This is a genomic window from Geomonas subterranea (assembly GCF_019063845.1).
In the GTDB taxonomy this organism is placed as follows: domain Bacteria; phylum Desulfobacterota; class Desulfuromonadia; order Geobacterales; family Geobacteraceae; genus Geomonas; species Geomonas subterranea.
In genome coordinates this window covers 508,602-532,897 of record NZ_CP077683.1, presented here as the reverse complement: position 1 = coordinate 532,897, position 24,296 = coordinate 508,602, and the positions used below count along the sequence as shown (strand labels likewise).

At 66.0% G+C, this 24,296-nt stretch carries 22 protein-coding genes; 11 read left to right on the top strand and 11 right to left on the bottom strand.

The features are described from left to right. Positions 1-2 precede the first annotated feature (2 nt). The 8 genes from KP001_RS02325 to KP001_RS02290 form a co-directional block, all read right to left on the bottom strand. Positions 3-548 (bottom strand): TlpA family protein disulfide reductase, encoded by a 546-nt coding sequence (locus KP001_RS02325; protein ID WP_217287987.1) that lies wholly within the window; start codon positions 546-548, stop codon positions 3-5. Continuing rightward, complete coding sequence (locus KP001_RS02320; RefSeq protein WP_217287986.1) at positions 535-1,524, bottom strand: transporter family protein; 990 nt, start codon at positions 1,522-1,524, stop codon at positions 535-537. Before KP001_RS02320 ends, KP001_RS02325 begins: the two co-directional genes overlap by 14 nt. Before the next feature lie 133 nt (positions 1,525-1,657). Continuing rightward, on the bottom strand, positions 1,658-3,244 hold the full coding sequence (locus KP001_RS02315; protein WP_217287985.1) for a hypothetical protein: 1,587 nt from the start codon (positions 3,242-3,244) through the stop codon (positions 1,658-1,660). A gap of 260 nt (positions 3,245-3,504) precedes the next feature. Then, the gene (locus KP001_RS02310; RefSeq protein WP_217287984.1) at positions 3,505-4,002 is read right to left on the bottom strand and encodes a hypothetical protein; all 498 of its coding nucleotides are present in this window, start codon (positions 4,000-4,002) and stop codon (positions 3,505-3,507) included. Between the two features lie 6 nt (positions 4,003-4,008). Next, entirely contained in the window at positions 4,009-4,710 is a 702-nt protein-coding gene (locus KP001_RS02305; RefSeq protein ID WP_217287983.1) for a DUF1638 domain-containing protein, read from the bottom strand. Next, entirely contained in the window at positions 4,700-5,758 is a 1,059-nt protein-coding gene (locus KP001_RS02300; protein WP_217287982.1) for a uroporphyrinogen decarboxylase family protein, read from the bottom strand. Before KP001_RS02300 ends, KP001_RS02305 begins: the two co-directional genes overlap by 11 nt. Before the next feature lie 9 nt (positions 5,759-5,767). Then, the gene (locus KP001_RS02295; RefSeq protein ID WP_217289532.1) at positions 5,768-6,856 is read right to left on the bottom strand and encodes a uroporphyrinogen decarboxylase family protein; all 1,089 of its coding nucleotides are present in this window, start codon (positions 6,854-6,856) and stop codon (positions 5,768-5,770) included. After that, entirely contained in the window at positions 6,856-7,260 is a 405-nt protein-coding gene (locus KP001_RS02290) for a NifB/NifX family molybdenum-iron cluster-binding protein (RefSeq protein ID WP_217287981.1), read from the bottom strand. Before KP001_RS02290 ends, KP001_RS02295 begins: the two co-directional genes overlap by 1 nt. 554 nt (positions 7,261-7,814) lie before the next feature. Between KP001_RS02290 and KP001_RS02285 the strand changes: the two genes are divergently transcribed. The 11 genes from KP001_RS02285 (at position 7,815) to KP001_RS02235 (ending at position 21,524) form a co-directional block, all read left to right on the top strand. Continuing rightward, positions 7,815-8,654 (top strand): radical SAM protein, encoded by an 840-nt coding sequence (locus tag KP001_RS02285; protein ID WP_217287980.1) that lies wholly within the window; start codon positions 7,815-7,817, stop codon positions 8,652-8,654. A 12-nt stretch (positions 8,655-8,666) separates the two neighbouring features. Beyond that, positions 8,667-10,142 (top strand): nitrogenase component 1, encoded by a 1,476-nt coding sequence (locus KP001_RS02280; protein WP_217287979.1) that lies wholly within the window; start codon positions 8,667-8,669, stop codon positions 10,140-10,142. Then, positions 10,142-11,458, top strand: coding sequence for a nitrogenase component 1 (locus KP001_RS02275; protein WP_217287978.1), 1,317 nt, complete (start codon positions 10,142-10,144; stop codon positions 11,456-11,458). Before KP001_RS02280 ends, KP001_RS02275 begins: the two co-directional genes overlap by 1 nt. Positions 11,459-11,681: 223 nt before the next feature. Continuing rightward, a complete protein-coding gene (locus KP001_RS02270; protein WP_217287977.1) occupies positions 11,682-12,782 on the top strand; it encodes an HlyD family secretion protein in 1,101 nt (366 codons plus the stop codon). Between the two features lie 49 nt (positions 12,783-12,831). Continuing rightward, entirely contained in the window at positions 12,832-14,364 is a 1,533-nt protein-coding gene (locus tag KP001_RS02265; RefSeq protein ID WP_217287976.1) for a nitrogenase component 1, read from the top strand. Positions 14,365-14,414: 50 nt separating this feature from the next. Then, positions 14,415-15,752 (top strand): nitrogenase component 1, encoded by a 1,338-nt coding sequence (locus KP001_RS02260; protein ID WP_217287975.1) that lies wholly within the window; start codon positions 14,415-14,417, stop codon positions 15,750-15,752. A 12-nt stretch (positions 15,753-15,764) separates the two neighbouring features. Beyond that, the gene (locus KP001_RS02255; RefSeq protein ID WP_217287974.1) at positions 15,765-17,105 is read left to right on the top strand and encodes a nitrogenase component 1; all 1,341 of its coding nucleotides are present in this window, start codon (positions 15,765-15,767) and stop codon (positions 17,103-17,105) included. 1 nt (position 17,106) lies between these two features. Continuing rightward, a complete protein-coding gene (locus KP001_RS02250; RefSeq protein ID WP_217287973.1) occupies positions 17,107-18,639 on the top strand; it encodes a nitrogenase component 1 in 1,533 nt (510 codons plus the stop codon). Then, on the top strand, positions 18,636-18,998 hold the full coding sequence (locus KP001_RS02245) for a glutaredoxin domain-containing protein (protein ID WP_217287972.1): 363 nt from the start codon (positions 18,636-18,638) through the stop codon (positions 18,996-18,998). The genes KP001_RS02250 and KP001_RS02245 overlap by 4 nt, the downstream gene beginning before the upstream one ends. Then, positions 18,995-19,966 (top strand): hypothetical protein, encoded by a 972-nt coding sequence (locus KP001_RS02240; protein WP_217287971.1) that lies wholly within the window; start codon positions 18,995-18,997, stop codon positions 19,964-19,966. Before KP001_RS02245 ends, KP001_RS02240 begins: the two co-directional genes overlap by 4 nt. A gap of 154 nt (positions 19,967-20,120) precedes the next feature. Continuing rightward, positions 20,121-21,524 (top strand): hypothetical protein, encoded by a 1,404-nt coding sequence (locus KP001_RS02235; RefSeq protein ID WP_217287970.1) that lies wholly within the window; start codon positions 20,121-20,123, stop codon positions 21,522-21,524. Between the two features lie 72 nt (positions 21,525-21,596). Here the strand turns inward: KP001_RS02235 and KP001_RS02230 are convergent, their stop codons facing one another. The 3 genes from KP001_RS02230 to KP001_RS02220 are packed head-to-tail and all read right to left on the bottom strand — an operon-like array spanning position 21,597 to position 24,261. Then, positions 21,597-22,136, bottom strand: a complete 540-nt coding sequence (locus tag KP001_RS02230; RefSeq protein WP_217287969.1) for a hypothetical protein — start codon at positions 22,134-22,136, stop codon at positions 21,597-21,599. Next, positions 22,129-23,622 (bottom strand): PLP-dependent transferase, encoded by a 1,494-nt coding sequence (locus KP001_RS02225; RefSeq protein WP_217287968.1) that lies wholly within the window; start codon positions 23,620-23,622, stop codon positions 22,129-22,131. Before KP001_RS02225 ends, KP001_RS02230 begins: the two co-directional genes overlap by 8 nt. Before the next feature lie 48 nt (positions 23,623-23,670). Continuing rightward, the gene (locus KP001_RS02220; protein ID WP_217287967.1) at positions 23,671-24,261 is read right to left on the bottom strand and encodes a chromate transporter; all 591 of its coding nucleotides are present in this window, start codon (positions 24,259-24,261) and stop codon (positions 23,671-23,673) included. Positions 24,262-24,296 lie beyond the last annotated feature (35 nt).

Sequence of the window (24,296 nt, the reverse complement as noted above, 5' to 3'; positions counted from 1 at the left end):
GGTTAGGGTTGGGACGGCGCGCCCAGCATGGCCCGCAGGCGGGCGCCGTCTCGAAAATCCTCATTCATGCGAACGACCCCGGCGGCATCGACCAGCACTGTGGTCCCCATGGTCCCTTGAAAGGCGTTCAGCAGGGCGTGTTCCGTGTCCGCCAGCGTGACCACCGCTGCCCCGGTGACGCCGTTGGCAACCGCCGCAGTGGCCGCTTCCGTCACCGTCCCGGAGACGTAGTCCACCAGGTAGAAGCCCACCTCCGGGAACGATGCCGCCATCGACTGCAGTTGCGCGGTCTGTTCCTCGCAGCTCGAGCACCACATGGTGCAATAGAGGACGATCCCCTTGCGTCCGGCCAGCGCCGTGGTCAGGGTGACAGTCGCCCCGGAGCTGTCGCTCACCGCGAAGGGGGGCGCGCTCTGCCCCACGGCTGGACCGGTGCTGCCGGGCTGGAGCGCGGGGCGCAGGTCGGAGCCGGAAGGGGTCAGGTTGTCGCCGCAGCCGGAAAGGAGAGCCACCAGCAGCACGATGGCCGCGCATCTAACCAAAGACATAGCGCACCCCCACCGTCAAGACGTCGGTGCTGGGGAAGTTCCTCCCCCAGCCGGAACCCCGCAGGTCATGGCGCCATCCGGCGCGAAGGCTCCAATCACGGTCGGCGCCGGAGAAGGAGAGCATACCAGCCACCGACTGCTTGCGAAACGCGCTGCCGGGATCGGCCCGGCCGTCGAAGCTCACCTCGCTCTCCGCCAGGTAGGCGTAGGAGGCGGTAGCGGTCAGCAGGTCACCGCCGCTTCCCAGCGGGAAACCGTACCCCAGTGACGCCGAGAGCGAGGTGCGGTCCCCGAGCTCTTTGCGGTACGGCTCCACGAGCTTGCCGTATTCCCGGTTGACCCAGCGCTCGAAGTAGCTGCCGTAACTGGCGGAGAGCGTCAGGTCCCAGTGTTTGATCACCTTCTCGACCAGAAGGTTGCCGTCCAGGCGGTAGAAGCCGCGCCCGGTGACATCGAAGCTGCTGTTCACGTTGTCGTAGGGCGAGTACCCGGTGGGCAGCAGCAGCGAGACGCCCAGGCTCACGGCGGGGGTCAGGTCGCGCCAGGATGTGATCCGCCAGGGGGATTGATCGTCCGTGAGGTCGTACCACACCGAGACGGTGGTATCCCCCAGGCCGCTGGTATGGCTGGACAGGCCGGAGTAGCGGTTGTCGTTCCAGACGTAGGGGACGGCGAGGCTGAACTGCCAGTCGGGCAGGAAACGGTACGCCGCTGCCAGGTTCAGCCGGTACTGGTTCAGATCGGCCCCGGCGGGGTCCGGGGTATGTCTCCCCTTTTCATTCCAAAAGCCGTGGTAGCTCTCGGCATCGAAGGAAAGGTCGGCCAGCGCCGTGGCATACTTGGGCACCAGCAAAGTCGTATTGGAACCGCTGCCGCAGCAGGAAGCGGCCCGGGCGGCGCCGGGACCGCCCCAGGCGCTGACCAGTGACGCCAGGAAAAGCGCGGCGGCGAGGCGGCAGGCGTTACGGTTTGTCATCATGCTCCTCCTCCAAGGTTCTTCGGGTAAGGTGAACGGCCGGAACTTGCAGGCATTCCGGCCGTTCACCTTAAGGACCGGGTTGGGCAGGCCGGGACGGTGCGCCGGAGCCCGCCCTGTCAAGGTCGTCTGTTCAGGGGGTCACGCTGAAGCTCGCGAAGCCGTTGCTCAGCGTCGGGTTGGCGTTGCCGTCAGGTGTGCCGCCGTTGGTGGTGTAGGTGCTGCCGTTGATCCGCAGCCGCAGGTAGTACCTCGATGTGCTGCCCGGGGCGAGGGAAAGGGCAGCCGCTACGTACCTGCCGCTCGTCCCTTCGGCGGAGAGCGGGGTCCAGTTGCTCCCGTCACCGGAGATGGCCAGCTCCACCGCGGTGAGGCTCATCTGGGGGGCGCTCCACTGCTGGCCGGGAAACACCGGCTGGGCGTATCCCGCGTCGGTCGAGGAGACGAACACCTTCAGGTCGTACCTGCCGTCGCTGGCGGGGGTGAGGCTGTCGCGCCAAATCCGGTAGGTCCGGTTGCCGGCCCCGACCTTGTCGGCGTTGTTGGAGAGCTTGGCCGAGACGGTGTTCCCGGCGGGGAGAGCCGCAACCTTCGGGTAGAAGACGGCGCTTTCCGACCCGATGTCGATTCTCAGGCGCCAGTACATGTTCATGCCGGAGGTGGCCATGCTGTAGTAGACCGTGCCGGCGTAAGTGCCGGGGGTGCCGGTCTCGACGACGGCGTTGGGCCAGGTGGTAGCCCCGCTCATCGTCCCCATGACCATGAGCGGGGAAAGGACGACTCCGTAGGCGAGGCCGGTCGCGGCGGAGCCGTCGCTTCTCTTGGTCACCTTGAAGCGGAAGGTGTCTTTTCCCGCCAGGTCACCCCCGGCCGGAGCGAGGTATTCGACCCGGTAGCTGGCCGTGATCGAAATGGTTCCGCAGACGGGCGCCTCGATCTTGTCCGCGGCGAGCCTGCTCTTGTTGTTCTGGCTGCTCAGGTAGTTGACCGCCGCGGCGGCAAAGCGCACGGCGATGTCCTCGGGTAGGACCGTGCCGGAACTGGTGCTCACGGCAAGGGAGCCCACCCTGCCGTCAAGGGTGCCGTCCGCCAGGTCATCCGCGAGCGCTGCCACCAGTTCGGACTGCCTCTCCGGGGCTAGGGCCAGATCCTTGGTGAGCTGGCTGAAGTAGGCCGCGTGTACCCCAGCCAGCCGGGAAGGGGTCGCGGCGCTGCTGGAGACGTTGGCAAAGGCCGGGGCTGTCGAGCTGTCCGGGGTGAAGCCGAAGGCGTTCTCGAAGGCCCGGGTGGCGGCGGCAAGGCTCGACCCGCGGGCGACGAGCTGCTGCACGATGGTGCTCGCCGGGTCGATTGTGACAGGCGCAGCGGAGGCTGCCCCTGGCGCCGCATAGGCGGAGAAGGCCCCCAGCGGGACGCCCGTGGTGCCGGTCGCCTCGTCCGTATAGGTGCCGCCGGTAGCCTGGAAGATCAGCGCCCCCCGCAGCGAGGACGTGGGTACCGGAACGCGGAAGGAACCGTCGCTGGAGCTGACCGTGAAGGGACCGGCGACCACGGCGCCACCCGGATCCTTGACGACGAGGGTCGCCCCGGTGACCGGACCGGCAAAGACGGTGCCTGAAACGTCGGTGGTTGCGGCACCGCTGCCGGAGCCGCCGCAACCGGAGATCAAGAAAAGAATAAACAGAAGGAAAAGGGGATATAAACGCGCTGCTGTACTCATGACAGACGACTCCTTGTGCCTGGACGAACTCCCGATGGAGTCCGACCGGTAGGTCGAGCGAAGGCGCGCGGCGCTGACGGTAAGGCGCAGCTGTGCCGTGCGGCCCACGGGACGTGTGGATATCGGGCGGAAACGCCCGGCCGCATGGCGACGCCGGGTTTCCGCGCTTACGGATCAGCTGCCGGGCGCGGCGTCAGGCGCGCGCCGGCCTTCCGGTCCCCCGGACAGCGGGGTGCAGGGCGATCCGAACCAGGTTGTCATCAGGCAGGGAGTAAGCGTGGCGGTGGTTCAACAGGCTCGCCGCAGCGTGAGACCAGCGGTCTCGGCCGCGCGGGAGGGATGGCGTGAATGACCGGCGTGAAATTCGCCGCGTGAAACATGAAGGGGAGGAGTTCGTTCTTGTCGAAATTGAGCAGCGTGGCCTGCTTGTCCGAGCCGCAGGGGCAGCCGCACTTCAGTACCGGGGCGCCGTGGTCCGGCTCGGGTTTGCAGCATTCGCGCGCTATGGTCTGCTTCGCTTCCGCCCTGTTCTTCTGCGCACAGCAGCAGGTATGGTTGGCGCGCTTTTCCGCCGCGCAGCCGCAGATGTCGCAGTCACCGGCGCACTCCCCGGTCAGGGCGTGCGCCACGTGGGGTGAGCGCAGGGCGAGGGGCGCCAACGGCCCCAGGGCCATCACCAGGTAGATGACGGTAAGCAGCATCGCCGTCGCACGGCGGCGCTGGTGCTGCCTGAATGTCGGGAAATTCGTCTGCCTCAAAACCGTTCAAACCCCTTGCAGCGTGGCAACGCCCGCTGCTATCCCGAAAGCGGCCTCGGTAAGCGGCTCCCCCGGGGCGACGGTGACGAAGGCCTCGTCATCCCAGGGGCCGTTGACGATGCGATGCAGCCAGGCCGCCCGTCCCCCCACCTCACGGTACTGGAGCCCCAGCAGGGAGGCGAGCTCCCGACCGGTCGCCGCGTGTTGCTCCTCGCGGGGATGCCCGGTCCTGATGAAGACCAGCCGGCGGTAGGCGTCGAACATGGTGGCCATGACGCGCCGGGCCTTGACTTCGCCGTACTTGTCCCGCACCCGTCGGTATTCGCTGAAGACGGTACGCTCCCCTTCCAGCCAGCCGCCGGAGAGGAAAAAGGTCCCCTTTTCCTCCTGCAGCAGCGACTGATGGGAGTAGCCGGAGCCGAGCAAAAGGGGGATGCAGTCGTGTGCCAGGGGGATGTGGAGCTCGGCCGAAGGCGCGGCAAGGCCGGAGACGGCGCCGCCGCACAGACCGAAAGCGAGCACCACCCGCCGGAGGCCGTCAGTCCCGGCCAGGAGCCGGCGCAGCTCCTCGTGCAGCTTGTCCGGCCAGCGGTGCAGCCCCATGGAGACGAACTCGAACTCGACCTCCCTGAGCAGCGGAACCGCCAGCAGTTCCTCCTTCATGACCTCGCAGGCGATGATGCGAGTGCTGCCTGTTTCAGAGCGCACCGCGTACCTCCCGGTCCGGTGCGAAGCTGCCGAACTCCTTGGCCGCCTGCACCAGGGCATGAACGTTCGCCGGCGGCGTCGGTATGGGGAGCCCACAGCCGACCGCCAGCATGAAGCCGCCGGGAGCATCACCGGCCGCCGCCACGCATTCCCGCACATTCTCGCGGACCAATTCCGGGGTCCCCAGGAACATGCTTTCCGTCGGCCGCACGTTGCCGACCAGCACGGCACGGTCTCCTATCGCCTCCTTGGCCGCGGCCATGTCCACCACGTCGTCCAAAGAAAGAAAACCCGCTCCGGTGTCGGCCATATCCGCCCATACCTTCTTGGTGTTGCCGCAGATATGCAAAAGCCCCGGCGATCCAGAGATCCGTCTCATCGCAGCCAGCAGTTCCTGTTCGTAAGGCTTGGCGAATTCCCGGTAGTGCCGGGGGCTGATAAGGCTGCCGGATGCCACCGGGTCGGAAGTGCCGAACCGTATTCCGGCGGGGGCCGCCTCGAGGACGGGGAGCGTCGCGTCGAGCGCGAAGCGGAGCAGCCGGTGCGCGAACGCGGGGCGGTACATAAGGTCCCGCATCAACTCCTCGGCGCCGCGCAAGTTGGCCGCTGTACTGAAGGGGGAACGAACGTTGAGGCTCACCGGCACACGATCCCCGATTTCGGCGTGTATCGCCTGGACCGCCTCCAGGTAGAGCGCTATGCGCGGATCCGCTACGTCGGGAAGGACAGCAGAATCGAGGTCAACAGGATCAGCAATGGCATGGGACACGATGTAGGGCGCCGCCTGCTCCGGGTAATGGAACACCGTACCGACCGCCTCAGCAATCCCAAGAACCGGCCCGACGCCGACCCAATCATGACCGTAAAGGCGCCAGGCGGCCACCTGCGCCTTGGCCATAAGGCGTGCGGAGCGATGGTAGTCAGAGACCGGCACGCCGAGAACCGTCGCGGCATGATCCCCGATGAAGGGATGACAAGGTATCCTGTCCACCTGCTTTCCGGCAAGCAGAGCATCCACGCGCTCCAGGGACGTCATTTCAGTTGCCATACCCCCTCCTTAGGCTGCTTCCCCCTGGGCCAGGAGCGCCGGGTCCAGAGGCCAGCGCCCGTAGGTCCGGGCGGCGGCGACCAGGGCGTCGATGTTGGCCGGCGGGGTGTCGATGGGGAGCCCGCAGCCAAGCCCGAGAATGTAGCCTTTCGGGTTGTCCCACCCTTTCGCCAGGCACTCCTTCGCGTTGGCGAGGACGTCGTCGGGAGTGCCGAGGTACATGGTCGCGGTGGGGCGCACGTTGCCCAAAAGGGCGACCCTGTCCCCCACCGCCGCCTTGGCGTCCGCCAGATCGACCACGTCGTCAAGGCTCAGCACCGAGGCGCCGGTGTCCGCCATCTCGGGCCAGATCCGGGTGGTGTTGCCGCAGATGTGCAGAGATGGAGCCGCGCCGCTCTCCGCCTTGATGGCGGCGCAGACCTCCTTCAGGTAGGGAAGCGCGAATTCCGTGAACAGCGCAGGCGAGATCATGGTCCCGGAGGCGGTCGGGTCGGCGAGGCCAATGCGGGCGCCGCGCTCGAGCGCCGCCTTAGCGAAGCGGATGATACTTTCGGTCGAGAGCCGAAGGAGGCGATGGGCGAAGGCTGGGTTCCTGCGCAGGTCGCGGAGAAACTTCTCGGTACCCCGGATGCCCGCCGCCGTGGTGAAGGGGCCCGCGCAGGTCATACCGAGGGGGACTTGGTCGCCGATCTCCTTCAGCACCAGGGTCGCCGCATCAAGGAAAAGCGGCAGGCGCCCGTCCTTTTCCGGATCCGGGATCTTCAGGGCGTCCAGCACCGACTCCTGCGTCACCACGTTCTCGGCGATGTAGGGAGTGCTGTCGGGGAAGGCTACCTTGCTCCCGATTGCCTCAGCGATGCCGGTGAGTCCCGGCCCGGTGTTGACGTTGTCGGTGCCGTACCTGCGCCAGGCGGCTACCTGCCCGCGGGCCAAAAGATGTGCCGAGTTGTTGTAGTCGCCTACGCTGACGCCGATGACGCGTGCCGCGTGGTCGCTGATGAGGAGGTTCACCGGGATGCGGTCGTACGGCTTTCCGGTGAGCGCGGCCACGGTGCGCTCCTTGGAGGACATGGTTTCCTGGAACGGTTGCGCGCCCATCACCTGCACCCCCTTTGCGAGCAGCCGCAGGAGCTACCTGTTGGCCGGCAGCCGGATACGCCGGGAATGTCAAGATCGAGCAGCTTGTGGCGCTTGCCGTACGCCGTCAGCGCGCTATCGATGCTCCCCTTCACGGTGAACGACCTGATGCCGCGCGCGCCGAGGCTCGCCACCGCATGGGGACCGATCTGGCTCACCAGCACCACGTCAACGTCTGCGAGCTGCTCCACCGTGGTTTCCGCCGTGTGTGTGCGCGCGGGATCAAGCGGTGCGTTGGGGATCGCCCGTACCTGCAGCAGCTCGTAGCTGCCGTCATCCTCCACCCGGTACAGGCGAAACTCGCGCGCCTGCCCGAAATGCTCGTTGATGGTGACACCATCGCTTGTCGCTACCGCTACTTTCACCGTATCTGATCTCCTTTTTTTGACAGCCACACTGCGCGAAACCGCGACCTGAGCCCTGCGCGTAAATAAAAAAAGGCCGAGTGAGAACGGCTGCGGTTCTCTCTCGGCCTCCAGTTTTCTGGTCAGCTATGTCGGGTCCTTGGTCGCTAGAAAGATGGATCGCCTTACCCTTCCCTCGCTCCCTGCTACCCATGATTCATGATGCCGAAGTAGCACACGTTTTTTTCACTGTCAACGGTAAAAATGGGACTAACACCCGCGACGACCCGCAACCCATCGTAAAAAGTTGTACCATTTCAGCAACTTCTGTAGCAGCCGCTCTTTCTATAAATTCGATAGAGTAAGAATAATTTTCTATTGACAACCCGGAATCGATGGTATAGGCTCGCAGCACAATTCAAAGCAGCAAACTCAGCTAAGGCTCACCAGACAACTGGAGGCCAGGGAAATTTCCCTGGCCTTTTTTCGTTTCTGCACCTTGCTGGGGCCGACCGGACAACCGGAGGCCGAGGGTAGTTCACCTCGGCCTTTTTTGTTTCCAGGAGACAACGATCATGGCGACATCATGCACGAAGGACAGGGTAGTACACGGCCACCCCTGCTTCGGCGGGAACAGACACAAAAACGGACGCATCCATCTCGCGGTAGCTCCGCGCTGCAACATCAAGTGCGGCTACTGCGACCGCAGGCACGACTGCGCCAACGAGTCGCGCCCCGGCGTGACCAGCAGGCTCCTCACCCCGTCGGAGGCACTGGAACAGGTGCGCGGCGTGATGGCAAGCCCCAGCTTCGGCTCCATCATCAAGGTGATCGGGATAGCCGGGCCGGGGGACCCGCTGGCGAACGACGAGACCTTCGAGACCTTCCGGCTGGTGCAGCAGGAGTTCCCGGACCTCCTGTTCTGCCTGAGCACCAACGGGCTCGCGCTCCCCGACCGCATCGAGGAACTTTCCCGGATCAACCTGCACAGCCTTACCGTCACCATCAACGCGGTAGACCCTGAGGTGGCTGCGAAGATCTACCGGCAGGTACGCTACCGCGGCAGCGTCCTGAACGGCGTCGAGGGCGCCGAGATCCTGATCAGGAACCAGTTCGAAGGGGTGCGTCTCGCCGCGGAGCACGGCATGGTGGTCAAGGTGAACACGGTGCTCATCCCCGGCATCAACGAGGACCAGATCCAACGCATCGCGCAACGGGTCAGCGAGGCCGGCGCCTTCGTCATGAACGTGATGCCCATCATCCCGCAGGCGGACCTGGCCCACGTGCCGCGCCCAACCCCGGAGCACCTGGAACAGGTCCGCTCCGCCAACGAATCCATCATCGCGCAGTTCCGCGGCTGCCAGCAGTGCCGCGCCGACGCGGTCGGCCTGATCGGCGGCGGCTGCGCATCCTAAGGAGGTTTATCCATGGCCATCAACACGAAGATCGCACAGGCCCCCATCCGGGAGCTCCGCCTGGACGCCATCACCGGCTACAGCGGTTCGGTGCACGACCTGGCGGCTCGCACGGCGCCGGGGTGCTGCCTCTCCAACCGCGAGCGGAGCTTCGCCCAGACCAGCTCCTGCAGCTCCGGGTGCGCGCAGACGCTCCTCTCCGGCATCGTCGACGCCGCCGTGGTCAACCACGCCCCGCTCGGCTGCCTGGGGGACTCGCTGTACCAGAACATCGGCTACCACTACGGGCAATTCCACCGCAACTGGCCCTACAGCAACGTCAGCATGATCAGCACCAACATGGGTGAGTCCGATACCGTCTTCGGCGGCGCGGAGAGGCTCAAGGACGGCATACGTGAGGCATGGCGCCGCTTCAAACCGAAGGCCATCTTCGTCACCACCTCCTGCGCCTCAGGCATCATCGGCGACGACGTGCAAGGGGTCATCGACGAGTTGAAGGACGAGATCCCGACTCCGGTGGTGCCGGTGCACTGCGAGGGGTTCCGGAGCAGGGTCTGGGCCACCGGGTTCGACGCGGCCTTCCATGCCATCCTGACCCGCATCGTCAAGCCGCCCGAGCAGAAGAGCAAGGAGCTGGTCAACATCATCAACTTCCGCGGCTCGGCACGGGCCTACATCACCGATCTCTTCGCACGGGTCGGGCTGAAGCCGGTCTTCGTGGTCCCCTTTGCCACCGTGGGCGAACTGGAGCGCATTTCCGAGGCCGCCGCCTCGCTCACCATCTGCGGCACGCTCGGCAGCTACCTCGGCACGGCGCTCGAGGAAGAGTACGGCGTCCCATACGTGAAGAGCACGCCGCCGCACGGCTTCGCCGGCATGGACGCCTGGCTGCGCGGACTGGGACAGGCGGTCGGCAAAGAGCGGGAGATCGAGGCGCTCATCGTGGAGGAAAAGCGCGCGGTGCAGGACGACCTGGCCCAGGTACGGCAGAAACTGGCCGGCGCCACCGCCGTGATCGGCATGGGCCCGGGCTTCAGCCTCTCCTATATCCGGGTCCTCGAGGAGCTGGGCATCAAGGTTCTCTACGCGGCGAGCTGGCACTACGACCAGCACTACGACCACGGCAGCCAGCCTGCCATCACAACGGAGCTGGCGACGGAGCACCAGGACATCCCCTTCGGCATCGGCGAACAGCAGAACTTCGAGATCGCAAACCTGCTCAAGGAACTAAAGCCCGACCTCTACTTCTCCCGCCATCCCGGCAGCTCCGTGTGGGCGGCCAAGCAGGGGATCGTCACCATCCCCGTCATGGACGAGTACACCGCCTTCGGCTACCGCGGCCTGGTCAACTTCGGCTGGCGCATCGCCGACGCCCTGGCCAACCGCCGCTTCGTCAACAACCTTGCCCAGCGGGTCCGGCTCCCCTACCAGCAGTGGTGGTTCGAGCAGAACCCCTACCATTTCCTTTCCCAGGAGGAGGCCGCCTGATGCCCGATGTAGTCGAACAGATACGCAACGTTTGCGCCCTTGGGGCGCTGCAATCCGTAGCCGCCATAGAGCGCGCCATCCCCATCATCCATGCCGGCCCCGGCTGCGGTCAAAAGCTCTGGAGCGCACTTTCCAGCGGCAACGGCTTCCAGGGCTCCGGCTACGCCGGGGGGCACAGCGTCCCCTGCTCCAACTCGACCGAGAACGAAATCGTCTTCGGCGGGGAAGAGCGGCTGCGCGAGACCATCGAGAACTCGCTCAAGGTCATGGACGGCGACCTCTTCGTCGTGCTCACCGGCTGCACCGCCGACATCGTCGGTGATGACACCGGCGACGTGGTGCGCGGCTTCCGGGAGCAGGGAGCCCCCATCGTGCACGTCGAGACCGGCGGCTTCAAGGGGAACAACTATTTCGGCCAGGAGCTGTTGTGGGAATCGATCATCGACCAGTTCCTGGAACCTGCTGACGCCGTGGAGCCCGGCCTGGTCAACGTCTGGTCGGTGCTCCCCTACCAGGACCCGTTCTGGGCCGCGACCCTGGAGACCATCGGCAACCTGCTGAAGCTGATCGGCCTCAAACCGAACCTCATCTACGGCCACGGCCAGGGGATCAAGTCGGTGAGGAGCATCCCCTCCGCCCAGTTCAACCTGCTTTTGAACCCCTGGCTGGGACTGAAGACGGTGCAGCACCTGGAGCGGCGCTTCGGCATCCCCTTCTACCAGTACCCGGCCCTGCCGGTCGGCGCCACCGAGACCGGGCGCTTCCTCAGGGGTGTCGCCGCCTACGCCGGCATCGACGAGGCGCTGGTCGAGGCGGCCATCGCGCGGGAGGAATCCCGCTACTACTACTACATGGAACGCGCCGCCGACCTCTTCTTCGAAACGCGCTTCAAGCCGGGGCACTTCATCACCATCGCCGACAGCGGCTTCGCCCTGGGGCTGTCCCGGTTCCTGGTCAACGACCTGGGGCTGATCCCGGAGGCTCAGTTCGTCACCGACAAGGTGCCCGACCAGCACCGGGAGCGCATCGAGGCGGAGTTCCAGGACGAGGTGGCCGGCATCCCCTCCCCCGTCATCTTCACCAGCGACGGCGGCGCCATCAGGGAGGTGATCCAGGGGCTCAAGTTCAGGGAGAGGCCGCTTATCCTCGGAAGCACCTGGGACAAGGTGATCACACGGGAACTGCAGGGCTACCCCCTTTCGGTATCGCTGCCGGTGAGCGACCGCCTGGTGCTGAACCGCAGCTACGCGGGCTACGACGGCGGGCTCACCTTGGCCGAGGACATCTACACGGTGATCCTGAACAGCTTCCAGTAGCCTACGACGGTCGCGGAGCCGAACCAACCGAGCGCCGTCCGATTGGACACCTGCATTTATCAGGATGGAACTGTTTCCAGCTCTCCCCCTCCCTTGACGGGAGGGGGCTGGGAGGTGGGTGACCTTGCCATGACCGCAAATGTGGCACCTACCCCCACCCCCTACCCCCTCCCGCAAGGGGAGGGGGAAACACCAGCATTAGATCGATACAGGAGCACGAGAGATGGACCAGGTTCTGGAGGACGACATCCCCATGCCGCAGGCAGCACCCGTGCCGGCCCGTTACCGCGCCCTGTTCTTCGCGCTGGCGCTTACGGCGCTGGCCGCGGCGGGTAGCGTGCGCTGGTGGCTCTGGGAGGCGGGGCACGTCCGGACCGACAACGCCTTCGTGGAAGGAAGCAGCACCGCAATCTCGCCGCGGGTGGGGGGAATGGTGCGGCGGGTCCTGGTTCAGGACAACCAGTACGTGCGCCACGGGGAGCTCCTGGTGGAACTGGAGCCGGAGGATTTCGGGATCGCGGTACGCAAGGCCGAAGCGGACCTTGGTGTCGTCCGCGACGAGAGCAGCGCGGACCTCTCCAGGATCGGCGGCGCCGAGGCCGCGGCCGATATCGCCAGGGTACGGCTCGCCCAGGCGGAACGGGACCTCAAGCGGGCCGAGGAACTGTTCCGACAGGACATCGTGGCCCGGGAGCAGGTGGAACAGCTCGCTACGGCAAGGCTCACCGCTCAGCACCAGTTGAAGGAGGCCGAGCAGGCCTGGCGCAAGGCCCGGGCCGAGGCCGGACTGGAACGGAGCGTCAGCGCAACCGCCAAGGTCCGGGCAAAGCAGGCGGCGCTGGAGGAGGCGCGGCGGCAGCTCGCCTTCACCAGGATCGTCGCCCCGTGCGACGGCTACGTCACCCGCAAGGCGGTGGAACCCGGGAGCAACGTGGAGGCGGGGCGGACGCTGCTCACCCTGGTATCGCTGCAGCAGATCTGGGTCACCGCCAACCTCAAGGAGGGACAGGTTGCCGGGGTGCGGCCGGGGCTCAGGGTCAGCTTGACGGCCGACGCCTACCCCGGCAGGACCTTCCACGGACGGGTGGACAGCATCATGGCAGGCGCGGGAGCGGCCTTCTCGGTGCTGCCGCCGGAAAACGCCACCGGCAACTTCGTCAAGGTGGTGCAGCGCATCCCGGTGAAAATCGCCCTGGAGCCGGGAAGCGACCCGGGGCATCTGCTGCGGGTCGGCATGAGCGTCGTCCCCACCATAGAGCTGGAACCGGAACACAAACAGGTGGCGGGGGCGCCCTTCGTCCCGCCGCCGGTCCCGCTCCCCTAGCCCCTGAGGCGGGACGGGAGCAACCTCAACCAACAAGGAGATGGTCACCATGGGTTTGAAGACGGACAAGGTGGTCCCCGGCCGCGAGGACCGGGTACAGGCCTGCATGGCGCACGGAGGGTGCGCAAGCGGCATCGGCGGACAGGACAAGATCTGCCTCAAGAACAACGAGCGCGGCTTCTCGCAGGCGGGCCTGTGCCAGCTCCTGCCGACGCTGGGCATGCTCCTTACCCTTCCGGAGACCGCGGTGATCGTGCACGGCGCCATCGGCTGCGGCTCGACCGGGTTCGCCATGAACACGAGCATCAAGCTGCACCACCTTTTGCGCGGCAACCCCAACGCCAAGGACAGCCTCTGGTTCACCACCAACCTGGACGAGTCGGACGTGGTGCACGGCGGCGAAAAGCGCCTGGAGGAGACCATCCTCGCGGTGCACGAGAAGTACCGCCCGGCGTCCATCATCGTCCTGCAGAGCTGCACCCCCTCCATCATCGGCGACGACCTGGTCGGGGTCATCGAGAAGCTGAGGCCGCAGATCGACACGCCGCTACTGTACTCGCACTGCGAGGGGTTCAAGACCAAGGTCTGGGCCACCGGTTACGACGTCGCCTTCCACGCCATGTTCAACGGCTTCATCGAAAGGGACAAAGAAGGGCCGCCCCCCAGGAAGGCGCCGAGAAAGCCGGGCGAGCGCCCGCAGGTCAACATCATCAACCTGGCCTCGATGGGGAAGCCGGACGAACTGGAGCTGGAGCGTATCCTGAACGCCATCGGCATCGACGTCGTCATCGGACCCAACTTCGCCGACCGTGAGAAGATCCGCAGCATGACCCAGGCCGACCTCAACGTGAGCGTCTGCCCGACCCACGATGACTACCTGATCGAGTACCTCCACGAGGAATACGGCATCCCCTATGTCCTCAAGGACATGCCCATCGGCCTTGAGAACACCCGCAACTGGGTGCTCGACATCGCGCGCCACTTCGGGCTTGAGGACAAGGCGCTCGCGTTCATCGAGACGGAAGAGGCCAAGGCAAGGCAGGCGGTGCAGCGCTTCCTGCCGCAGCTGAAGGGGGTCCGCGTCTTCCTCTCGGCCGGCGAGTTCCGGGCGCTGGTCACCGGCGGCCTGTTCCAGGAACTGGGCATGGAGATCGTGGGGCTGCGCTCCTACCACCACGATGACTTCGGCACCGACTTCTACCGAAAGCTGGTCCAGGCGCAGGATGGGAAGGACTTCCCCATCGACATCGCGAACTTCCAGCCCTTCGAACTGGTGAACCTGCTCAAGAAGGTGGAGCCCGACCTCTTCTGCGGTCACGTCTTCGACAACGCTTGGGCCGCGCGCCTTGGCTACCCCTGCATCACCATCTTCAGGATCTTCGACCATTACCTCGGCTACCGCGGCTTCTACGAGGTGGCCAAGAAGGCGGCGAGGAACCTGAAGAATCACAACTTCAACAAGAAGCTGAGCCAGAACGTGCGCGACGCCTACAAGAAGGAGTGGTACGCGAAGAGCCCCTTCGCCTACATAAAGAGCGACAGCGTGGAGCCCCCCGTCGAGCCGGCGACACGCGCGGCGTAATGAGCTTCGCCGCACCGAAAGCAGACACGACCACAACAAGGAGCAACGACATGAGCAGCCATATAGAACGCCCGCGCTACCAGTGCGCACTGGGCGGAGCCCTGGTAACGATCAACTCGATAGACCGCGCCGTGGCCATAGTGCACGCAGCACCCGGTTGTGCGGCCAGCGCCGACGGCGCCGCCACCGTGGGAGGCGGCTACTGGGGCACCACGGAGACCGACGGCCGCGCCACCCCCAGCACCAACATCGTCGAGCGTGAGGTCATCTTCGGCGGCGAAGAGCGCCTGGCCGAGCAGATCGCCGCCACTCTCGAGGTGGTCGACGCCGACCTCTACGCGGTGATCACCGGCTGCATGACCGACATCATCGGCGACGACGTCCGCTCCGTGGTGAGCGAGTTCCAGCGCCAGGGCAAGCCGGTGATCGTGGCCGAGACCGGCGGCTTCAAGGGGGACTCCACGGTCGGCGCCGACTTCATCTGGGAGGCGATCTTCAGCCAGTTCGTCGCGAAAGGGCTCCCCAAGGACGCGCGCCGGGTCAACCTCTTTGGCTTCGTCCCGGCGCAGGACGTCTTCTGGCGCGGCAACCTCCTGGAGCTCAAACGCCTCCTGGGGCTTCTCGGCATCGAAGCGAACACCTTCCTCACCCCACAGGACCGGCTGAAGGAGCTGAAGGAGGCCTCGCGCGCCTCGCTCAACATCGTCTTCTCGGACGTGCACGGGGTGAAGCCCGCCAAGCTCTTCGAGGAACTGCACGGCACCCCCTTTGTCACCGAACCGCTCCCGATCGGCCCGACCGCGACGGAGGCATTCCTGAGGCGCATCGCGTCGCTCTTGAAGGTCGACGAGGAAACGGCGGAGTTCGCCATCGCCCAGGAGAAGGCGTACTACTACAGCTTCATCAACCCGATGACCGACCTGGTCAACGACCAGGACTTCCAGCGCTTCGGCATCGTGATCGGCAACGCCAACTACAGCTACGCGGTGACCCGTTTCATCTCCGAGGACCTGGGGTGGCTCCCCTACCTGGCCGCGGTCACCGACCTGTTGCACGACGACCAGCAGCAGGCGGTGATCGAAAGGCTGGAGACGCTGCCGGCCGACTACCGCCCCAAGGTGATCTTCGAGACGGACACGGACCGGATCACGGCGCGACTGCAGGAGATACTGGAGCAGGAGGAGGATCCCTACGGCAACCCGATCCACCCCGCTTTCGTGATCGGCAGCAACCTGGACCGCCCCCTTGCCGCCGGTATCAAGGCCGGCTTCTGGGGGGTCTCCTACCCCATCACCAACAGGATCGTCACCGACCAGTTCTACGTCGGCTTCCGCGGCGGGTTGCGGCTCGCCACCGAACTGATCAGCGTGCTGGTCGCCAACAGGTAAGAGGTGACAGGCATGAACGGATTCGTTGAAAGACCGCGATTTTCCTGCACCCTGGGGGGCGCCCTCTCCACGGTGACCGCCATCCACGGGACGGTCCCCATCGTCCATGCCGCGGCCGGCTGCGGCGGCAATCTCTTCACCGCGCAGTTGGGCGGCAGCGGCTACTACGGCTCCGGCTACTGCGGCGGCCTCTCGGCCCCGGGGTCGAACGTCTCCGAGCACGAGATCGTCTTCGGCGGAGAGGAGCGGCTGGCCGAACAGATCCGCACCACCCTGGAGATCATGGAGGGGGAGTGCTACGTCGTCCTCACCGGCTGCATGACCGACATCATCGGGGACGACATCCGCAGCGCCGTGCAGGAGTTCCGCGGCACCGGCGCGCCGGTCGCCGGGGTGGAAACCGGCGGCTTCAAGGGGACCTCCTACAAGGGGTACGACCTGGCCCTCTCCGCCCTGTTCCGGCAGGTGGTGGCCGAGACGGACGAGCGCGCGACTAACAGGGTGAACCTGTGGGGGCTGGTGCCGGGACTCGACCCGTTCTTCCGCGGCGACCTCCTGGAACTGCAGCGGCTGCTGGCCCTGGTCGGAGTGCAGGCGTCCACCTTCTTCGTCCCCGGAGAGGGGGTGCGCGACCTGGTCGAGGCCGGCAAGGCCGCGGCCAACATCGTGGTGTCGCAGCAGCACGGCATCGCGGCGGCCGAGGCATTCAGGGAGCGCTTCGGCACCCCCTACCTCGCCCTCGAACTCCCCATCGGCCCGTCCGCCTCGGCGCGGTTCCTGCGCCAGGTTGCGGAGTTCCTGGGGCTGGACGGTCAGCTCGTGGAGCGGGTGATCGAACGGGAAACGGCCGATTATTACCGTTTCGTGGAGCGGGTGGCCGATTTCTACTGCGACACCGACCTGCAGCACTACGTGGCGGTAGTGGGTAACGCGACCAGCGCCCTCCCCTACACCCGCTTCCTCGCCGAAGACCTCGGCTGGCTGCCGAGCCTCGTGGTGGTGACGGACAACCTCCCCGACGAGGAGCGGAGCCGCATCGCCCTCAGCCTCGATTCGCTGCCGCACGGCGGGAAGCCGGCCCTGGTCTTCGAGACCGACGCATCGGTGATCGCGGGACACCTGACCCGGGCCTGGCGTCCTTCAGGCGGCGAGCGCTACCAAAAGCGCTTCGCTCCCGCCTTCGTCCTCGGCAGCACGCTGGAGCAGGAGCCCGCCGCGGCGGTGGGCGCGCGGCACCTGAGCGTCAGCTACCCCGTCTTCAACCGGGTCATCGTCAACCGGGGCTACGCCGGGTTCCACGGCGCACTGCATCTCGTCGAGGACCTGCTCTCGACCTATTTCGGAGGGGCATGACATGGCTCACCACACCGATCAGAAAGTGCTCCCGAAGAGGGAGGACCGGCTGCGCACCTGCCACGCCTACGGCGGCACCTCCTGCGCGCTGGTGCAGGAGTCCCGCGGCGGCTGCCTGGTGCGCAGCGAGCGGAGTTTCACCCAGGTCTGCAACTGCCAGATGAGCCTCGCCCTCACCATGGTGACCACCATCCCGGACGCGGTGATCATCATGCACGCCCCTCCCGGCTGCGGCGGCTCCAACGTCTCCATGGACCTCTACGTGAGAAACGGGTTGAACGCGCGCGGCGAAAAAAAGGCGCCGCTCATCTGGTTCACCAGCAACCTCGACGAGGCCGACGTCATCGCCGGCGGCGAGGAGAAGCTGGAAGCGACCATCGTGGAGGCTGATCTGCGCTTCCGCCCCCGCCTCATCTTCGTGGTCTCCACCTGCACCCCCGGCATCATCGGCGACGACATCGACGCCGTGGCGGGACGGGTCCGCTCCAGGGTCGCCGCCACCGTGGTGCCGCTGCACTGCGAGGGGTTCAAGACCCGCATCTCGGCGACCGGCTACGACGCGGTCTACCACGGCCTAGCCCGCTACGTGCAGCTCGCACCGCACGACGCGCAGCGGCTCGCCGAGGAGAGCTCGGGCCAGGCGCTGCTGGACGAGCGCCGCAAGAGCCGGCGCGTCAACGTGTTCAACGTGTACTCCATCGGCCGCTCGGACGAGGTGGAGCTGGCGAGGCTTCTGGAACTGATCGGGCTGGAGGCGCGTTTCTACCCCAACTTCGCGCGCCCCGAAGCGTTCACCGAACTGACCGAGGCGTCGCTCAACGTGAGCATCTGCGCCACCCACGACGACTACTTCCTCACCTTTCTCGAGGAGCGCTACGGCATCCCGTACCTGATCGACACCATGCCCATCGGCATCCGCAACACGGGACGGTGGCTGCGGGCGGTGGCGGCACGCTTCGGCCTCGAGGAACAGGCGGAACGGGTGATCGCCGCGGAGGAGGCCGAACTGGAACGGGCCCTCTCCGATTACCGACCGCCCCTGGCCGGCAAGCGGGTCTACCTGGGGGGCGGGGAGATGCGCGTCGCGGCCACGGCCATGCTCATGCACGAACTGGGGTGCGAGGTGGTCGGCTTCCGGGCCCACCACTACGACGAGTTCGGCGACGACCTTTACCTGACCGCCGCCCAGGACCGCCCCGGCATGGAGGTGAACGTCGCCACCACGCAGACCTTCGAGCTGGCAAACCTGATCGAGCGGGCGCAACCGGACCTGTACCTCGGGCACAGCGGCAGCAACGCCTGGGTCGCCAAGCTGGGCGTCCCCACTCTCCCCATCTTCAGCGCGCCCCAGACCTATCTTGGCTACCTCGGCGTGTTCGAGGTGGCGCGGCGGGCGGTACGCCTCACGGCGAACAGGGCCTTCCAGGAGCAGCTGCGCCGGCACACCCGCCAGCCCTACCGGGAAAGCTGGTACCGCAACGACCCCTTCGCCTACATCACCGACGGCGCCGACGGCGCGGGAGGAAGACCATGAAGACCGCCCATCGCAACATCATGCTTGCCTTCTTCGTCCTCATGCTGCTCGCCGCCTGCGCAGGGATCGCGACGGCCGCCACCAAGGGGAGCTACCCCAAGATAGAGCTCTATACCGCACCCGGATGCAAGAGCTGCAAGGCGGCGAGCGAATACCTGGGTTCGAATGGCATCCCCTATACCGCAAAGGACGTCACGGCGAACGAGAGCTACCTGGACGAAATGTCGGAACGCTACCGCTGCAGTTCGGTCCCGCTCATCGTGATCGGCGACGGCAAAAAAGTGCTGCGGGGCTTCGTGCCGGAAGCGTTTCAGCTGGCGGTGAGGGAAGTGCTCATCAAGGAGAGGCAACAGAAATGAAGTTACGGGGTAATAACGGCATGAGTGTGCATGGGAAAGGTCATGAAATCCTGGCAAAACGGCTTATCGTGGCCGCCGCCGTCGCGGCGGCGATCACCGGCACGCTTGCAGGGTGTGCGGCGCGGCAGCAGGTTCTAAACAACCAGGATTATGTCGAGATCGACTCCCCGTTCCCCGGGGAAGCGGGTGACGCCAACGCGAAGATCTGGGTGCCCAAGGCATCGCTGGAGAAAGGAGTGCCGCGGGGGCGCGAGGTGGCGAAGATCGGCTACGAGAAGCTCGCCGCCGCCAAGGTCACCGATGCGGCGACAGTCCCCCGCAGCCCGCTCCGGCTCCGCCTGCTGGTCGCCGAGTCCGGCAGGCAGCAGCTCAGCCAGCACTTCGCCGCTGCGGTGGGCAAAGCGCTGGTGGTACGCCAGGCGGCTCCCCCCTCGCCGGCGGACGCGCTCACCGAAGCAGAGGCGCTTTCCTACCTCGGCACCGTTTCCGGAAACGCCTCCGGTCCGCTCCTCTTTCTCTCCAAACCGGAGGGGACTCATCCGGGTGCGCGGCTCAAGGCGGATCTCTACGACGTGAGAGGGCCGCTCGTGATCCGCTCCTTCTGGGTGGCGGTGCCCGAACCTGCGCCCGGACAAAGCGAACAGGAGGCCCTGCTGTCGGCGGTAAAGGGGCTGGCGGAGACGGCGGTGCGCACCCTCTCCTGGTTTCCGTGGTACGGCCGGGTGGCGCGCGTCAGCGGCGAGCGCGTCTATCTGGACGGAGGAGCGGAAGCCGGGCTGGCGGCAGGACAGCAGGTCACGGTGTACCGCGGAGGAGAAGTCGTGAAGGGGATCGGCTTCGCGCCGGGAACGCACATCGCGACGCTCAGGGTGAACGAGCTTTTCGGCTCCGACGGCTCCGTCGCCACCTCGACGGAGGCGGCGCAGGTGCAGGCCGGAGACTACGTGGAGCTGGAAAGCCCCCCGTAGTCCCACCACTTCCATAGATTTGAAGATGCAATGAGGTGTACCAGGCAACTGGAGGCCGAACCCGAAACAGGGGTCCGGCCTTTTTTTTATTCAATGACTTGCCCGCCGCAGAGCGGCGGCACCACACCAGAGGAGGAAGTAGATGAGAAAAAAGATGAGCAGAGCAGTACCCGTAGTAGTGGCCGCGAGCCTTCTCGCGGCGGCCCCGGCCCTCGCCGCCGACGCGCCCCCGCCAAACGGCGCCACGCAGTTCAACTGCGACTTCGAGCCCGCCTGCGAGGTCGCACCCGGCGTCTACGGCAACCTGAACGCGCCGGCCTCGAGCAAGTTCAACCTGGCGGTGGGTGGCTTCGTCAAGCTGGACTACGCCTACAACTCGAGCAACTTCGGCCCCAACGGTTTCTTCACCAACACCCGCTCTCCCAAGAACGACTCCCTGGAGGGGCAGAAGGACCAATCGACCTTCTCCGCGCGCTCCTCCCGCATCTGGTTCCGCTCCAACGGCCCCAACCTCCTGGGAGGGCGGTCCACGGCCCTGGTGGAACTCGACTTCACCAACGCCCCGATCTACGGCACCAGCGGCGTCGCCAACACCGAATCCTTCAACGCCACCCCGCGCCTGCGCCACGCCTGGGGAAACATCGACTGGGGCAACACGCAGCTCCTCTTCGGGCAGACCACCGAGAACTTCAGCGTCTTCAACGCCAACAGCGTCGACTTCAACGCAGGGATCCAGGCGGGCTTCGGCAACGGCTTCAGGGTGCCGCAGGTAAAACTCACCCAGCGCGTCGACCTGGGGGGCGGCAACTCCCTCAAGCTGGTGGCGGCCGTCGAACAGCCCTTCCAGACCAACTTCAACACGGCCAACGCCAACGCAGCACCGGGCAACACCGTCGGCAGCGCGGGTGACAGCTGGGGCCCCGTACCCAACTTCGTCGGACAGGCCTTCTTCGTCAGCAAGGCCCTGGGCACCTCCCCCATCGCCTACGGCTTCGGGCAGCAGAACCTGACCGCCGGCTTCTTCGGCCTCTACGGCAACCAGCATGCCAAGGGGCAGACCAACGACAAGACCATCGACTCCTGGGGCGTCGGCTTCTACACCTTCGTGCCGGTCATAGCCTCCCCCGACGGGAAAAAACGGGCCGGGAGCCTCACCTTCGAGGGACAGACCTACCTTGCCGCCAACGTGACCGGCGCAACCGCGTACCAGTACACCGGGACCGCCGGCGACCTGCACCCCGCCAAGGGGTTCGGCGCCTCCGGCCACCTCATCTTCTACCCCACCGACCAGTTCAGCGTAAGCGCCGGCTACGGGCGGCGCCAGGCCTACAACTACGGCGACTACAAGGGGATCTCGAACTTCGAGAAGTACAACGAGACCTATTTCGCGAACGCCTACTACGACCTGAACGCCGCCGTCCGGGTGGCCACCGAGTACCAGCGGCTCAACACCAAGTACGGCAACATCACCGTCCCGGCGACGGCAACCGCCACATCCGGCCGCTCCGACGAGGGAACCACCAACATCGCGAGGCTCGCGCTCTACTACTTCTTCTAGCCACTGCGCACAAAGAAAAAGACGGTCCCGCTCAGGTAGCAGGGCCGTCTTTTTTTGTTCGTTCTAAGAAGATCAGAGGGGGGGCGGCTCGCGCAGGGACGGGTCGTAGAGAAAGCGGAGTCCGCCGGTGAACTGCGACGAGGGAACACCCGCTTCATCCCAGAGAAAGAGGGTAACGGCCTCGGCGCTGCAGACGGGGCAGGAAGCGGCGAGGTCGACGTACTCGCCACGGGCGCCCCCCCTGAAGAAGCACTCCAGCAGGGTGCGCGGCACCCCGCCCCGGCAGCTTTCATAGACCTCGTAGCCCGCAAGGAGCTCCGGCCTGGCCGCCGCTATGCGGTAGGCGGCAAAGGTCGCGTCGCTGGCAAGGGCGTAGAAAGGGATGGAGTTTTCCATGTTGCTTTCGTAGGTGGCCGGATTGAAATCCTTCTTGTACTTCCGGTTCAAAATGGCGTCGGCTCGCTTCACCTGCGCCTGAAGGGGCATCAGCATGATGCGCTGAAAGTCGCCGAACTCCGCCTCCATGGCGCTGGCCGGATGAGAAGCAGAAAGGTGCAGGCTCCCCGCCAGCAGGAAAGAAAGCGCCAGGCTCCGCCCAAACGACTTACGCATCCCCCTCCCCCTCCCTCTGGCTGCCTGGCTGTCCCAGGGCGGCGGCGATGCCGCGCCACAGTTCCTCGACATCCTCCAGCCCCACCGAGAGGCGGATCAGCTCACGTGGCACACCCAGCGACTCAGCCCACTCAAGCTCGCAGTAGTGGCCAAGGAGCGTGAAGGGACAGGCCAGGGTGAACACGGTGCCGAAGCTCGGTCCCTTGGCTATCGGCAGCCGGTCGTAGATCTGCGGGGCCGCGGTGGCGGCATCTTTGGGAAGAAAACTGACCAGGGCGCCCCAGCCTCCATCCGGTCGGCGCACGGCCTCATAGGCCGCCCCGTCCGACCACTGTGGATACCAGACACGCTCGACGGCGGGATGCTCCCGCAGGCGTCGCGCGATCTCCAACCCGTTCGCGTTATGCAGCCGCATCCGCTCGGCGAACCCGCTGATCCGGGCCGCGAGCACAGCGGCATCCTCGACCCAGAGGTGTTCCTCGTGCAAGCCCGCGGCCAGCGCCTTCAGTTCCGGGTAGTACGGGGAACGCGGGTTGCAGACGACGCATCCCCCCATGACATCGCCGCTTCCGGCCAGGAACTTGGTAAGGCTGGTGGCTATGAGGTCGGCATGGGCGCTCGCGTCGACGTTGAAGGGGGAGCCGACTGCGTCATCCACGATGAGCGGGATGCCGAAGCGGCGCAGGATGGGAGTGACGGCACCCAGGTCGGCAGTACCGAGCAGGGGATTGCCGGGGATTTCGGTGCAGCAGGCGGCTACGGAACGAAGGCGCGCAATCTCCTCAATACAGGCCGGAGCTTCGCCCAGGTCGTGCAGCAGCGTCGGCTCGCCACCGAACCACTTAAGCAGTCTCAGGCTGTCCGAGTAGGGGAACCCGAGCTGAACGGTGGCCGCCCCCGGCCTGCGGGCCTGCACGGCGCGCAGGGCGTGGTAGAGCGCCGCCATACCGGAGGGGTGCAGGAAGACGTCGTCCTCATTGCAGTCGTAGAGCCCAGCCAGCTGTCGGCGGAGGTCCTGCCGGATAGCGCGGTCGTCCAGGCGTTCAGTTGAGGCGCGGGAAAGAGCGGCGCGGGCACGGCGCGTGGAGACGATCTGCCCGGGGTAACGCCAGAAGATCTTGAGGCTGTCGGCGCCCCCCTGCGTGGTCGCCACACCGAACTCCCCTTCCCAGCGAACCACGCGAGCCTCGGCCCCGGAGTGCGCCCGGATGAAAGCAGCTGCAGCCTCCGCCACCCGCAGTGACGGGAACGGCAGGCACGGTTCTCCCGGTGCCAGCAGCTCGGCGAGTTCCAGCACACCCGGGTGGATCACGCAGCGGGGGTAGCCCCCTTGGAGGCTGTCTACCACCTCGGGCCACTTCTCCTCGTATCCCACTACGTCCTGCCACTTCGGCAAGGCGACCGAGACGGCGTGCTCGGAGAGAGGCAACAACGAGCCGAGCTCTCGCTCCTGCAGGGTTTCAGCGATCGGATTCCGGTCGTTCATGCGCGCTCCTTTTACGGTTGAAAGGGGTCGGGTACAGGGTTGCCCCCCCTATTGGTAGGCGACCAGCCCGAAGCAAGCGGCCCCGAAGATGACGAAAGCGGGATTCAGGCCGGTCAGGGTGAGGATGCCGAAGGTCAGGGCGACGATGAGCAGTTTGTCCCACTGCAATAGCGTCGCACCCCAGCCTCCCTGCTTCACCCCGAACACGCTCACCGCCATGTCGTAGGCGGTCCAGAGCAGAAGCCCCACCACCACCGGACGCACCCCCTTCAGCATGGACTGAACGGTAAGGCTCTCCTTGATCCTGAAGAAAAAGACCACCATCACCAGCATGAGGAGCGTGGTGGGAAGGACCGTCCCCAGCGCCGCGGCCACCGCCCCGGGAACACCGGCCAGCTTGTAGCCGATGTAGGCCGAGACCTGCGGAGCGATCGGCCCGGGCAGCGCATTCCCGACCGCCACCGCGTCGGAGAACTCGAGCGGCGTGGCCCAGGGAACCGGATGGGTGCTCCCGGGCGGCACCCAGATGGCGGCGGTCGTTTCCCGCTGCATGAGCGCGAGTGAGGCGGGCCCTCCCCCCCAGGAAAAGAGCGAGACGCGGGTGTACAGCCAGAAGATCTGCCAGATCAGCATGTTCATTCAACTCCTTCGGGTTGGTGTCAGCGCAGCGTCCA

What these genes read in the sequence shown, in the direction of transcription:
- KP001_RS02295 (WP_217289532.1), bottom strand. Translation starts at nt 6,856, where the DNA reads ATGGGCGCGCAACCGTTCCAGGAAACCATGTCCTCCAAGGAGCGCACC.
- KP001_RS02220 (WP_217287967.1), bottom strand. Translation starts at nt 24,261, where the DNA reads ATGAACATGCTGATCTGGCAGATCTTCTGGCTGTACACCCGCGTCTCG.
- KP001_RS02250 (WP_217287973.1), top strand. Translation starts at nt 17,107, where the DNA reads ATGGCTCACCACACCGATCAGAAAGTGCTCCCGAAGAGGGAGGACCGG.
- KP001_RS02265 (WP_217287976.1), top strand. Translation starts at nt 12,832, where the DNA reads ATGGGTTTGAAGACGGACAAGGTGGTCCCCGGCCGCGAGGACCGGGTA.
- KP001_RS02240 (WP_217287971.1), top strand. Translation starts at nt 18,995, where the DNA reads ATGAAGTTACGGGGTAATAACGGCATGAGTGTGCATGGGAAAGGTCAT.
- KP001_RS02235 (WP_217287970.1), top strand. Translation starts at nt 20,121, where the DNA reads ATGAGCAGAGCAGTACCCGTAGTAGTGGCCGCGAGCCTTCTCGCGGCG.
- KP001_RS02255 (WP_217287974.1), top strand. Translation starts at nt 15,765, where the DNA reads ATGAACGGATTCGTTGAAAGACCGCGATTTTCCTGCACCCTGGGGGGC.
- KP001_RS02270 (WP_217287977.1), top strand. Translation starts at nt 11,682, where the DNA reads ATGGACCAGGTTCTGGAGGACGACATCCCCATGCCGCAGGCAGCACCC.
- KP001_RS02300 (WP_217287982.1), bottom strand. Translation starts at nt 5,758, where the DNA reads ATGGCAACTGAAATGACGTCCCTGGAGCGCGTGGATGCTCTGCTTGCC.
- KP001_RS02225 (WP_217287968.1), bottom strand. Translation starts at nt 23,622, where the DNA reads ATGAACGACCGGAATCCGATCGCTGAAACCCTGCAGGAGCGAGAGCTC.
- KP001_RS02325 (WP_217287987.1), bottom strand. Translation starts at nt 548, where the DNA reads ATGTCTTTGGTTAGATGCGCGGCCATCGTGCTGCTGGTGGCTCTCCTT.
- KP001_RS02245 (WP_217287972.1), top strand. Translation starts at nt 18,636, where the DNA reads ATGAAGACCGCCCATCGCAACATCATGCTTGCCTTCTTCGTCCTCATG.
- KP001_RS02275 (WP_217287978.1), top strand. Translation starts at nt 10,142, where the DNA reads ATGCCCGATGTAGTCGAACAGATACGCAACGTTTGCGCCCTTGGGGCG.
- KP001_RS02230 (WP_217287969.1), bottom strand. Translation starts at nt 22,136, where the DNA reads ATGCGTAAGTCGTTTGGGCGGAGCCTGGCGCTTTCTTTCCTGCTGGCG.
- KP001_RS02320 (WP_217287986.1), bottom strand. Translation starts at nt 1,524, where the DNA reads ATGACAAACCGTAACGCCTGCCGCCTCGCCGCCGCGCTTTTCCTGGCG.
- KP001_RS02280 (WP_217287979.1), top strand. Translation starts at nt 8,667, where the DNA reads ATGGCCATCAACACGAAGATCGCACAGGCCCCCATCCGGGAGCTCCGC.
- KP001_RS02285 (WP_217287980.1), top strand. Translation starts at nt 7,815, where the DNA reads ATGGCGACATCATGCACGAAGGACAGGGTAGTACACGGCCACCCCTGC.
- KP001_RS02315 (WP_217287985.1), bottom strand. Translation starts at nt 3,244, where the DNA reads ATGAGTACAGCAGCGCGTTTATATCCCCTTTTCCTTCTGTTTATTCTT.
- KP001_RS02260 (WP_217287975.1), top strand. Translation starts at nt 14,415, where the DNA reads ATGAGCAGCCATATAGAACGCCCGCGCTACCAGTGCGCACTGGGCGGA.